The organism is Arsenophonus nasoniae (assembly GCF_004768525.1).
GTDB classification, from domain to species: domain Bacteria; phylum Pseudomonadota; class Gammaproteobacteria; order Enterobacterales; family Enterobacteriaceae; genus Arsenophonus; species Arsenophonus nasoniae.
In genome coordinates, this window is sequence record NZ_CP038620.1 from 67,423 (window position 1) to 79,962 (window position 12,540).

Below are 12,540 nucleotides of genomic sequence, written 5' to 3' on the forward strand. Positions count from 1 at the left end.
AAATAATAATCAAAAGAAGCAAGTTTAACGTAGATTGATAATATAATCTTAATTCAAGTTTAAAAAAATCCCTAAAACATCTTCAATCTCTCTTTAACAAGAAAATTAACAAAAAGGCGATTTTTAAGTTGAACTGCAAATATTATCTCACCTCACTGTTAAAATGCCGTTTAAAACGCAGCATTTTGCTCTGTATGAAGAGATCTTATGTTAGGTAATGCCCAATGGTAGCGCTTTTGAATTTGGTGGTCTTAGAATGCAATACAAGACGTTTTAATAACCATGGGCACAGGCTATCGATTTGCAGCCGTAGGCTGATTCGTTCTTTCTAATTTATCAAATATCGACTCATGGCAACTCAATCATAGACTTTCAACAAAGATTTTCAACTCCATATTTCACAAGCAAACCCATCCAAATTATTATATTTTGCCAACTAATTTTACAGGCTATGCGTTTCGGCAAGTGTAGACGTTTTATCTACAAAACTATTTATTGGATTCTCTGGTAAACTTATAGCATTAAGTTATGCAGGAGAAAATTTTGATAAATCCAACGCCAGAACAACAAGCCGTCATTGACTGGCAGGGCGATAAGCTTGTGGTTAATGCTTTTGCCGGAACAGGAAAAACCTCAACCCTAGTGAAATATGCTGAAAAGCATCCCGAACTCCGGATGCTCTACATCGCGTTTAATCGCTCAGTGAGGGAGGAGGCAGACGAGAAATTTCCCGCTAATGTGCTTTGTAAAACATCCCATCAACTGGCATGGCCTGGTTTTGGTAGAAATTATGCTAATCGATTAACCAATTCTCTGCGGCTTTTTGACATTGCTAATGCCACTCAGAGCGATGACTGGCTATACGTAAAAGCGATTCAGGACACCTTAAAGAACTTTATGTGCAGCGTGGATAATCAGATTATGTTACGCCACTGTCCCTCAATATTGATGGGGGAAGTTAAAAAATCATTTACCGCTAATGATGTTGTCATCCAGAGTGAACGGCTCTGGCATCGAATGATTGACCTTGCTGATAATTTCCCTGTTATTCATGATATGTATTTAAAACTGTACCAACTCTCCCAACCTAACCTTTCCCCTCGTTTTGACGTTATTTTGTTTGATGAAGCACAGGACGCTAATCCGGTTACTCACGATATTGTGTTTCGTCAAAGCACTAAGTTAGTGATGGTGGGGGATGCCCATCAACAGATTTATCGTTTTCGAGGGGCGGTCGATGCGTTAAAAGCCCCTTTGCTTAGTGATGCTGACCGACTCTGGTTAACGCATAGCTTTCGCTTTGGTGCCTGTATCGCGGATATGGCGAATGCATTACTGGCCATGAACGGTGAAACGCATCAGGTGGTTGGCAGAGGTGAAAAAGATGACATTCTCATTGATATTCCTAAGCAAGGTTTTCCTCACCGCGCCATCCTCAGTCGAACGGTAGCAGGGGTGATTGGTTCAGCGCTGGAAGCCAGTAGCAAAAAAGCGACTATCTATTGGGTCAATGGGATAGAGGCTTATCGTATCGATGAATTAATTAACCTTCACTGGTTTTCACTCGGCAAGCGAAAAAAGATGAGTCACCAACGGCTTTACACCGAATATCGCAATTATTCGAATTATAAGCGCATGGCGAATGCCAGTGGTGACCAGGAAATGTTGCAATCTATCAAAATCATCGAAAGATTTACCCCGTTACCGAAGAAAGTGGATATTTTACGCAAACGAACGGTAGACAGTGAAGATGAAGCAACGGTTACGGTTACCACTGCCCACCGCGCAAAGGGACTGGAATGGGATATCGTCGAAATCAATAATGACTTTCCGAATAATCTTTTTGACCCTGAAATGGACAAAGCAGCCTTTAGGGATGAAGTGAATTTGCTGTATGTTTCCGCGACCAGAGCGAAGAAGACACTTATCATCAATAAATTGTTGGTAAATATTCTAGCCAACGTTGCTGAGAATGAAAAAACGGCACAGGATTAATTCAGTAATACCTCTAGAAGAGCTTGTAATCGATTGTGAGCCATTTTTCTGTGGTTGGCCATGAAAAATACCAGTAACAAAAAATAGACGCACCTGAGAAGATAGGGTGCGTTTTTGTATGGCTGGATTATGATGTTTGATAGATAATGAATAAATAGCATATTTAATATAGCGGGTTTGTTTGCCATAATTCAATCTGACGTGAGCAATTATTGAAGATATCGGATGAGTAAAAAATATACACCAACTCTCCAAAAAAAGAATGCCGTTAACGGAAATTTTTCACAAATAAGCAACTTTTGATATTTATAATACTATCCGACTTTGAACAGATAACTGAAAAAGTTACTATTTATTATGATTCATTTTATTTTTCTTCCATCATAAGGTAATGGTATGCAAACTAAATTGTTCCGAGAACTGAACAGGGTACTAAAAGCATTTCCGCAGTTTTGGAACGGTGAGGAATTACACCGAACGATGGTAATTGAAGCTATCAATCGCAAACAACCGGAAGTCATCAAAGCGTTAGTGAGTAATGAAAAAATAAAATCAGTTTACGGCACGGATATTGACGGAATTTTTATTTTTGATTTTGGAAAGCTTTGTAGCCTACTGAAATACAAAGAATACTGGGCAAATAGCTTCACCAAATACCGCAACAAAGTCGGATTAACCAGTGAAGGGAAATACCTTGATTACAGCTCCGACGTAGTTTTAGACTTCCCGTTTAAAGATTGCGTGCTCGAAGGTGGAATGACGAAAGAAGATCAGGGTAAAGATGAGGTTTATTACAATGAAATTATTGCCCGTGATGAGATAGATTGCCTTTTATCACCAAAGGTATTAACTAATGCAAAACGTTACACTAAAGATAACATTGAAGAAAACATTATTGATTTTCACAATAACGATAATTTAATCATCAAAGGTAATAATTTAATTGTATTGCATTCACTAAAAGTTAAATACCAATCATCAATAAAATGTGTTTTTATCGATCCACCATATTATTTCCATGATACCAAACCTGCTGATACCTTTATATATAATTCAAACTTCAAGCTATCTTCTTGGTTGGTGTTCATGAAAAATAGATTAGAGATAGCCAAGGATCTAATGTGTAGTGATGGGGTAATTTATATAACAATATCTGATGATGGGGCTCATTATCTCAAAGTTTTAATGGATCAAGTTTTCTCACCAGAGAATTTTATTGCAGATGTAATATGGCAATCAAGAAAGTCAATCTCTAGTGATGGATTGATATCAATATCCAGTAACCACGTTCTAACTTATGCCAAAAACAAAAAAAGCATAAATAAAAATAGTTTTAGGATGGCTTTAGATGTCGAAGGGTTTAACTTAGAAGATGAGTTTGGTAAATACAAAGTAGAACCGTTTGACGCTCCAAATGAAAGAAAAAATCTTTCATATAAAATAACCAATCCTACCAATGGGAGTGTTCATATCCCACCAAAGGGTCGACATTGGAGAACGACAGAAAATGAATTTTTATCTTTGTTAAAAAACAACCGGATACAGTTCGGTACTAGTGGAATAGCAAAACCTCAGCTCAAAGTTTACTTAGAAGATGCGATACAGGCAGGTAAAGGTAAATCAGCGTCAACGATCTGGGATACCATAAGTCCTGACATAATTCTATGGAACTCTACAGATACAACAACTAATGCGACAAAACATCAACAAAAAATCTTTGATGGCATCGTATTTGAAAACCCAAAACCAGAAGGGCTTGTTCAACGAGCATTAGAACTAGCAAGCAGTAAAGGGGATATAGTTTTAGATTTTCACATCGGCAGTGGAACAACTGCAGCTACAGCTCACAAAATGAGCCGCCGTTACATTGGTATAGAGCAGATGGATTACATTAATGATATTACTGTTCCACGATTGCAAAAAGTTATTGATGGCGAACAAGGCGGTATATCCAAAGACGTCCACTGGCAAGGTGGTGGCAGTTTTGTTTATGCTGAACTGATGGAGTTGAATGCGTATTTTGTACATCAAATCCAGAAAGCGCAGTTTTACACCGAACTTGATGGTTAGGAAATTGAATCGCTTTTAAAGTGAGTAGCAAAAGCCATCCCTTATTGCAAAAAGGAGATGGGGATCGATTTATTGTGTTTAGTGCCAGTTAACATTTCCTCAGAGAGTGTAATTTCTAACCTGATTTCCTTATTTTAGACACATTGATCCTGCGTTTAGCTGCGTAACCATCGCTTTTTCTCCAGGTTATGCAGTCTTTCTGACAACAATTCCGTTGCTTTTTTACCCATTTGCGCCCCGGTGAAAAGCAGCCTGTCGCCACACAGAATACATTTGTACGGATCGGTACGCAGAAATCCTTTCATCAGCACAGAAAAACCTGGGTTCTCCGGTTTTTTACGTGCCGTCATCTCAAGTGCCTTATACACTTTCGGCAATAGTTTTCCTCGTTTACGATTCGACAAAAAACCAGAGTAACGCACCATTTTAAAATGCCTGGCCGGAATATGGCTTATATAGCGTCTAATCATCTCTTCCTGCGGCAGAGTCTGCTGCCGATGCTGGCCAGTTCGGTGGTCATGGTAGTGATGAACAACGGCACCCCCTCGGTAATGCCGCAGTTTTGACGCAGATACCGGTGGGCGTTTAAGGTAGCGACCGAGGTACTTAACACTATGCCATGCCCCTTTCGTTTTTTTAGCAAAGTGCACTTTCCAATAACGTCCGTACTGCGCCCTCAAGTAACGCCGCCAATGTTTTTTGTCACGGATATGGCCAAGACCGGGAAGAAGGCCAGGGTTAATTAAATCATAACTGTGACGCAGTAGTCGGATAACAGCCCCTCGCCAGATTTCTTCGACATCCTTTTTTTTGAAAAACAGCTTTCGCCATACACTATGTTTACTATCCAAACCCCCTCGAGTGACGGAAACATGAACATGCGGATGTTGATTGAGTTGCCGGCCATAAGTATGCAAGGCACAGAAAATACCAATTTCGATACCCTGTTTGCGAGCCAACTGCAGCATAGCTCGAGTGGCTGCCCGAAACAGAGCATTAAGTAGCGGCCAGTTATTGTTAAAAAAAGGCCAAAGGAGATGTGGCATGGTGAAAGTAATGTGTTGCCAGTCGCAGTCGGGTAAAATATGAACCTGCTGTGCTAACCACTGCTCGGTGGCTTTAAAGCCACATGAACTGCAGGCTTTTGACTTACAGCTTTGGCAGAAAAAACGGCTGTGAGAACAATCAGACGAAGCGCAACAATAGCGCCGGACACCCATGGCACAAGTGCCGCAGGCAAGCATGCGCTCCACAGATAAACTCGTCCACGAACTAACGCTATCGCCGTATTTTTCGAGGAATTTATTCCAACCGTCATCAATGGTGAAAAGTAGTTTAGCAGGACGAGGGATATACATCTGACTCAATTACCTTATGGGCATCTTGCCAAAGAAACAGAAATTGCCAGATTCGTCAGCCCAGTTATCGGTGTGTTTATCCCAGGGTTCATGGTTAGGAAATTGAATCGCTTTTAAAGTGAGTAGCAAAAGCCATCCCTTATTGCAAAAAGGAGATGGGGATCGATTTATTGTGTTTAGTGCCAGTTAACATTTCCTCAGAGAGTGTAATTTCTAACCTGATTTCCTTATTTTAGACACATTGATCCTGCGTTTAGCTGCGTAACCATCGCTTTTTCTCCAGGTTATGCAGTCTTTCTGACAACAATTCCGTTGCTTTTTTACCCATTTGCGCCCCGGTGAAAAGCAGCCTGTCGCCACACAGAATACATTTGTACGGATCGGTACGCAGAAATCCTTTCATCAGCACAGAAAAACCTGGGTTCTCCGGTTTTTTACGTGCCGTCATCTCAAGTGCCTTATACACTTTCGGCAATAGTTTTCCCCGTTTACGATTCGACAAAAAACCAGAGTAACGCACCATTTTAAAATGCCTGGCCGGAATATGGCTTATATAGCGTCTAATCATCTCTTCCTGCGGCAGAGTCTGCTGCCGATGCTGGCCAGTTCGGTGGTCATGGTAGTGATGAACAACGGCACCCCCTCGGTAATGCCGCAGTTTTGACGCAGATACCGGTGGGCGTTTAAGGTAGCGACCGAGGTACTTAACACTATGCCATGCCCCTTTCGTTTTTTTAGCAAAGTGCACTTTCCAATAACGTCCGTACTGCGCCCTCAAGTAACGCCGCCAATGTTTTTTGTCACGGATATGGCCAAGACCGGGAAGAAGGCCAGGGTTAATTAAATCATAACTGTGACGCAGTAGTCGGATAACAGCCCCTCGCCAGATTTCTTCGACATCCTTTTTTTTGAAAAACAGCTTTCGCCATACACTATGTTTACTATCCAAACCCCCTCGAGTGACGGAAACATGAACATGCGGATGTTGATTGAGTTGCCGGCCATAAGTATGCAAGGCACAGAAAATACCAATTTCGATACCCTGTTTGCGAGCCAACTGCAGCATAGCTCGAGTGGCTGCCCGAAACAGAGCATTAAGTAGCGGCCAGTTATTGTTAAAAAAAGGCCAAAGGAGATGTGGCATGGTGAAAGTAATGTGTTGCCAGTCGCAGTCGGGTAAAATATGAACCTGCTGTGCTAACCACTGCTCGGTGGCTTTAAAGCCACATGAACTGCAGGCTTTTGACTTACAGCTTTGGCAGAAAAAACGGCTGTGAGAACAATCAGACGAAGCGCAACAATAGCGCCGGACACCCATGGCACAAGTGCCGCAGGCAAGCATGCGCTCCACAGATAAACTCGTCCACGAACTAACGCTATCGCCGTATTTTTCGAGGAATTTATTCCAACCGTCATCAATGGTGAAAAGTAGTTTAGCAGGACGAGGGATATACATCTGACTCAATTACCTTATGGGCATCTTGCCAAAGAAACAGAAATTGTCAGATTCGTCAGCCCAGTTATCGGTGTGTTTATCCCAGGGTTCAAAGGAAACAGGGATTATTCCCAGCTCCGTATAGGTGATGAATTCATCGGCAGGCAGACTTTCAGTTATTCCCCCTCAGTGTAGTCGTATCCAGCGTCATCGGCTTGGTCTTGGCGTTGTTCAAAACTCCTGATAATCGTGACTAGCGGCGGGTAATACTGCGTGTCGAGAAAAAATTGGGGGCCGAGTCGGACGCAGTGGCGTATGGCTTCTTTTAGGGTGTCATAAAAAAATTCAGGCGGTCTGTCATCATCATTTTCGGGTGGGAGAGAGATCATAAAACGTTTCAGATAAACAGGCGCTGTGGCACGTGAAGTGACGGGCAGCCTGCCTGATTTAACCGGTTTACGCTTTCTGGGAGATTTATTGCGAGCCATCGAGATGAATCCCTGAAAAAAATTAACCTACTGCAGAGTATAAAACAGTACTCAACTCATTAACATCCCCGAAGCAGCACCGCTGCGCCGCTCACGCGTAGCGTGCTACGTTCATGGTTAGGAAATTGAATCGCTTTTAAAGTGAGTAGCAAAAGCCATCCCTTATTGCAAAAAGGAGATGGGGATCGATTTATTGTGTTTAGTGCCAGTTAACATTTCCTCAGAGAGTGTAATTTCTAACCTGATTTCCTTATTTTAGACACATTGATCCTGCGTTTAGCTGCGTAACCATCGCTTTTTCTCCAGGTTATGCAGTCTTTCTGACAACAATTCCGTTGCTTTTTTACCCATTTGCGCCCCGGTGAAAAGCAGCCTGTCGCCACACAGAATACATTTGTACGGATCGGTACGCAGAAATCCTTTCATCAGCACAGAAAAACCTGGGTTCTCCGGTTTTTTACGTGCCGTCATCTCAAGTGCCTTATACACTTTCGGCAATAGTTTTCCCCGTTTACGATTCGACAAAAAACCAGAGTAACGCACCATTTTAAAATGCCTGGCCGGAATATGGCTTATATAGCGTCTAATCATCTCTTCCTGCGGCAGAGTCTGCTGCCGATGCTGGCCAGTTCGGTGGTCATGGTAGTGATGAACAACGGCACCCCCTCGGTAATGCCGCAGTTTTGACGCAGATACCGGTGGGCGTTTAAGGTAGCGACCGAGGTACTTAACACTATGCCATGCCCCTTTCGTTTTTTTAGCAAAGTGCACTTTCCAATAACGTCCGTACTGCGCCCTCAAGTAACGCCGCCAATGTTTTTTGTCACGGATATGGCCAAGACCGGGAAGAAGGCCAGGGTTAATTAAATCATAACTGTGACGCAGTAGTCGGATAACAGCCCCTCGCCAGATTTCTTCGACATCCTTTTTTTTGAAAAACAGCTTTCGCCATACACTATGTTTACTATCCAAACCCCCTCGAGTGACGGAAACATGAACATGCGGATGTTGATTGAGTTGCCGGCCATAAGTATGCAAGGCACAGAAAATACCAATTTCGATACCCTGTTTGCGAGCCAACTGCAGCATAGCTCGAGTGGCTGCCCGAAACAGAGCATTAAGTAGCGGCCAGTTATTGTTAAAAAAAGGCCAAAGGAGATGTGGCATGGTGAAAGTAATGTGTTGCCAGTCGCAGTCGGGTAAAATATGAACCTGCTGTGCTAACCACTGCTCGGTGGCTTTAAAGCCACATGAACTGCAGGCTTTTGACTTACAGCTTTGGCAGAAAAAACGGCTGTGAGAACAATCAGACGAAGCGCAACAATAGCGCCGGACACCCATGGCACAAGTGCCGCAGGCAAGCATGCGCTCCACAGATAAACTCGTCCACGAACTAACGCTATCGCCGTATTTTTCGAGGAATTTATTCCAACCGTCATCAATGGTGAAAAGTAGTTTAGCAGGACGAGGGATATACATCTGACTCAATTACCTTATGGGCATCTTGCCAAAGAAACAGAAATTGTCAGATTCGTCAGCCCAGTTATCGGTGTGTTTATCCCAGGGTTCAAAGGAAACAGGGATTATTCCCAGCTCCGTATAGGTGATGAATTCATCGGCAGGCAGACTTTCAGTTATTCCCCCCTCAGTGTAGTCGTATCCAGCGTCATCGGCTTGGTCTTGGCGTTGTTCAAAACCCCTGATAATCGTGACTAGCGGCGGGTAATACTGCGTGTCGAGAAAAAATTGGGGGCCGAGTCGGACGCAGTGGCGTATGGCTTCTTTTAGGGTGTCATAAAAAAATTCAGGCGGTCTGTCATCATCATTTTCGGGTGGGAGAGAGATCATAAAACGTTTCGGATAAACAGGCGCTGTGGCACGTGAAGTGACGGGCAGCCTGCCTGATTTAACCGGTTTACGCTTTCTGGGAGATTTATTGCGAGCCATCGAGATGAATCCCTGAAAAAAATTAACCTACTGCAGAGTATAAAACAGTACTCAACTCATTAACATCCCCGAAGCAGCACCGCTGCGCCGCTCACGCGTAGCGTGCTACGTTCAGAGCTAGAAGAGATCCAAAGGATTAATATCAGCAATTCAATTTAAATATAGCAAAATTTCTTTACTCATGATTTTACCTTCATTAATACCCAATAAGCCAAGCCAGCCACCAGAATAGAATTTAAAGAAGGGATGCCAAATTTAAGTACTACACCAACGATAGTACCTATAATACAGGCAATAATAGCCGACCAGCCAATGAGTGGCGTAGAGGAATCGTCAGGTAATAACCCTTTTTCTCTGGTTTTATCTAGTATTTTTCGACTCGTTTTCAAAATATAATAATCAACCAGCATCACACCGGCTATTGGTGGAAAAATAACACCAAGCATGGAGAGGAAATCAACGAAATAGTTTAAAATACCAAGGACTGATAATAACGTACCAAATAAACCAAGAATAATAGTCACTACAGAATAATTAGATTTTCTTTTTGTAATAGCTTCTAGAAAAGCTGATATGTGAATTGATGAAGAGTAAAGGTTTGTGTCATTAACTTTAATTGCGGATAAAATAATTGTAAGTAGTCCAATAAATCCAGCGCTATGTAACATTATTTCTACAACATTATCAGTCCCTAATGCATGAGAAACTAATATAGCTATACCATTAATAAAAAACTCGCCGACAAGAATAGAACTAAATATCATCCAAAATACATGTTTGTCGTTTTTACAATATCGACTAATATCAGGGGTAATTAACGCCCCAACAATAAATAATCCAGCCACCATTGTAGCTGCATCCCCTATAGAAAGTAATTTACCATTAGGATGCGAAAAATTGAAATTATTAATTGGACTGAAAAAAACTTCTTTTAAACTAACAAATAATATTACCATCAAAAATAATGGTACTGCTAGCTTAGCTGTAATACTTAAGCCATTAAAACCAAATGAGACTAGAATAGTAAAGAATAATCCCGTCATAACAGTAATCAATCCTAAACTAATATTAGGAAAAACTGTATTAACAAATCCTTGAGAAATAAGCGATATATTAATACCAAACCACCCTAATGAACTGATGGAAATAATAAATCCTATTAATATAGAACCTATTTTTCCAAAGCCACACATTTTTGATAACACACTGGTTGATAAACTTTCTTTCATGCCAGCATAACCCAAACCAAAACTAACAAATACTAAAACTAAACTACCGAGCGTCGTAGCTATCATAGCTTCGATAAATGTCATTCTATGACCTAATGTGGCGCCCAACATAAATTGAGCTAACGAAGTCGCCATACCAATACGAACTATTGTAATGTCAAACAAACTTACTTTTTTTTCTTCTGGTAATCGGCTAAATACATATTCATCTTTAGAAATCTTCATTATCGTTTACTTCCTTTTAATTTATTTTCGATATTAAAAATACCACCCTTAATACTATACTTAAACCGTCCAATTAATTTTTTAATTAAAGGTGATACCATGAATATTTATGAAAATAAACTGTCATCAATTCGCTCTATAATATCATTCATAAAAAATAGCAAAGATCACTGGTGTATAAAGGACAATGACTCAAAATATACTTTTATAAATAATGCCGCATTTGAATTTTTTAGATTTCCTAAAAAATTCAATCCAGAAGGGAAGTCAGACAAAGAAGTACCAACTGAAATATGTGAAGAGCTTTGGCCTGACTTTATAAATCATGACCAAAAAGTAATATCTCAAAATAGGAGAATAACATCTATAGATATTCACCGTTACGGATATGGAAATACAGGTTATTTAATACCCCATTTATCAGAAAAATCACCTCTTTACGACGATAAAAATAATATAATTGGGTTGGTTTGTTATGGTAGACAAATTGAAATACCAACACTACTTTATTACATAAATAGATTTAATCGAAAGATAATACAAATAGATGCGCCTAATGACCTCTTTACTAAGAGAGAATTGGAGGTCATATTTTGGGCACAACAACGGCTCACTTCTAAAGAAATAGCTAAAAGGTTAAATATTTCTCATCAAACGGTAGAAGGACATTTGAAGGCAATTTATAAAAAAGCTGATATTCATAGTATCTTTCAGCTTATTGAATATTGTGAACATACAGGGCTTGATAGTTATATTCCCGCTGATTTTATTCGTAAAGGTGTACAGTTAGTCAATTAATGATTTATTTTTTCTTGTCTACACCTAATATTTAGGTGTATTTTTATTAAAAAAAGTAAGTAATCTAAAAACTCCTATGATAAATCATAGGTCGGGATTGATACCCCGTAGGCTTAAGACCGGCATGTAGTATAGTGCCGGCATCCTTCGCTCATGTTATCAATGGTGGGCTGGGTGGGGGAGCCGAAAGGCTCGCCGTCTTCTTAAGTCCGGTAGTATCAACCCCATTCAGTCTGCCACCCGATCTCAATTTCAAATCTGGTGTCTAGACTTCTGTTTCTCTTGTTTTGATAAGGGAAGGCTGATGTACGAATACAAATTAGATTTTTCAAATAAAAATAACAGAATTTTAATAATGAAAAACCCCGAGAAACGGGGATTTTATAGATGATTAAGGCTGTCAAGTTGGCCAACATCAGGGAAATACAATAATAATTATTTTGCTTTAAAGATTAATTTTTACTTACCAACACCAGGGAAACACCCAAAGGGAATATGTAGCAAAAAAGTAGCATATTCCCTTTTTTTAAATAAAACAAAAGATTTTTGATATTTCTATTTTCCGTTTGATAACAAAGAGGAAATACTCATGATTCAGCCCAGAAAATACAGAACAACCTTTCGACATTTGAAGGCTGGCATGTCCGTTCTTCATAACGAAGAAATGTTAAAAATCGTGAAATTGAGAAAGCGAGAAATGACAGAAAAAGGATTGATGTACCACTTTGATGTTATCGGCGGAAACGGGATTTTGATAGGAGAAAGCGGAACCCGAATATACACGCCCAAAAATTGCTAAATTAGAAAAAAATTCAACTCATCCCACCCCTACCAATGTAAAAATAAAAATGCGCTGAAAATGACGACAGCGCATTGAATACAGCAATTTCATATAGTTTTTACGTTAAAGAAATCTGGAAGAAGAAAAGAATTACCCTAACGATAAAATTTTACTCAATTGTGATAAATTGTTAAATACCCTATTGTTAGGTAAA

General features: G+C 40.3%; 10 protein-coding genes. 4 read left to right on the forward strand and 6 right to left on the reverse strand.

Going from position 1 to position 12,540, the window contains the following annotated elements; genetic code table 11:
* Positions 1-543 precede the first annotated feature (543 nt).
* Both ArsFIN_RS24135 and ArsFIN_RS24140 read left to right on the forward strand, forming a co-directional pair.
* The gene (locus ArsFIN_RS24135; protein ID WP_246067595.1) at positions 544-1,995 is read left to right on the forward strand and encodes a UvrD-helicase domain-containing protein; all 1,452 of its coding nucleotides are present in this window, start codon (positions 544-546) and stop codon (positions 1,993-1,995) included.
* Between the two features lie 396 nt (positions 1,996-2,391).
* On the forward strand, positions 2,392-4,065 hold the full coding sequence (locus tag ArsFIN_RS24140; RefSeq protein ID WP_135678985.1) for a site-specific DNA-methyltransferase: 1,674 nt from the start codon (positions 2,392-2,394) through the stop codon (positions 4,063-4,065).
* A gap of 155 nt (positions 4,066-4,220) precedes the next feature.
* Here ArsFIN_RS24140 and ArsFIN_RS24145 read toward each other — a convergent pair whose 3' ends face one another.
* The 6 genes from ArsFIN_RS24145 to ArsFIN_RS24170 all read right to left on the reverse strand — a co-directional run bounded on the left by ArsFIN_RS24145 (position 4,221) and on the right by ArsFIN_RS24170 (position 10,747).
* Positions 4,221-5,423, reverse strand: coding sequence for an IS91 family transposase (locus tag ArsFIN_RS24145; protein WP_135678014.1), 1,203 nt, complete (start codon positions 5,421-5,423; stop codon positions 4,221-4,223).
* 253 nt (positions 5,424-5,676) lie between these two features.
* Positions 5,677-6,879, reverse strand: coding sequence for an IS91 family transposase (locus ArsFIN_RS24150; RefSeq protein ID WP_135678014.1), 1,203 nt, complete (start codon positions 6,877-6,879; stop codon positions 5,677-5,679).
* Between the two features lie 155 nt (positions 6,880-7,034).
* Positions 7,035-7,346 (reverse strand): hypothetical protein, encoded by a 312-nt coding sequence (locus tag ArsFIN_RS24155; RefSeq protein WP_135678723.1) that lies wholly within the window; start codon positions 7,344-7,346, stop codon positions 7,035-7,037.
* 276 nt (positions 7,347-7,622) lie between these two features.
* Entirely contained in the window at positions 7,623-8,825 is a 1,203-nt protein-coding gene (locus tag ArsFIN_RS24160; RefSeq protein ID WP_135678014.1) for an IS91 family transposase, read from the reverse strand.
* Positions 8,826-8,834: 9 nt separating this feature from the next.
* A complete protein-coding gene (locus ArsFIN_RS24165) occupies positions 8,835-9,293 on the reverse strand; it encodes a hypothetical protein (RefSeq protein WP_210409078.1) in 459 nt (152 codons plus the stop codon).
* A gap of 179 nt (positions 9,294-9,472) precedes the next feature.
* The gene (locus tag ArsFIN_RS24170) at positions 9,473-10,747 is read right to left on the reverse strand and encodes a purine-cytosine permease family protein (RefSeq protein WP_051297225.1); all 1,275 of its coding nucleotides are present in this window, start codon (positions 10,745-10,747) and stop codon (positions 9,473-9,475) included.
* 99 nt (positions 10,748-10,846) lie between these two features.
* On the opposite strand from ArsFIN_RS24170, the gene ArsFIN_RS24175 reads away from it, so the two are divergent.
* Both ArsFIN_RS24175 and ArsFIN_RS24180 read left to right on the forward strand, forming a co-directional pair.
* Positions 10,847-11,545, forward strand: a complete 699-nt coding sequence (locus ArsFIN_RS24175; protein ID WP_026824316.1) for a LuxR C-terminal-related transcriptional regulator — start codon at positions 10,847-10,849, stop codon at positions 11,543-11,545.
* 589 nt (positions 11,546-12,134) lie between these two features.
* Positions 12,135-12,344, forward strand: coding sequence for a hypothetical protein (locus tag ArsFIN_RS24180; RefSeq protein WP_026824315.1), 210 nt, complete (start codon positions 12,135-12,137; stop codon positions 12,342-12,344).
* The last annotated feature ends 196 nt before the right edge of the window (positions 12,345-12,540 follow it).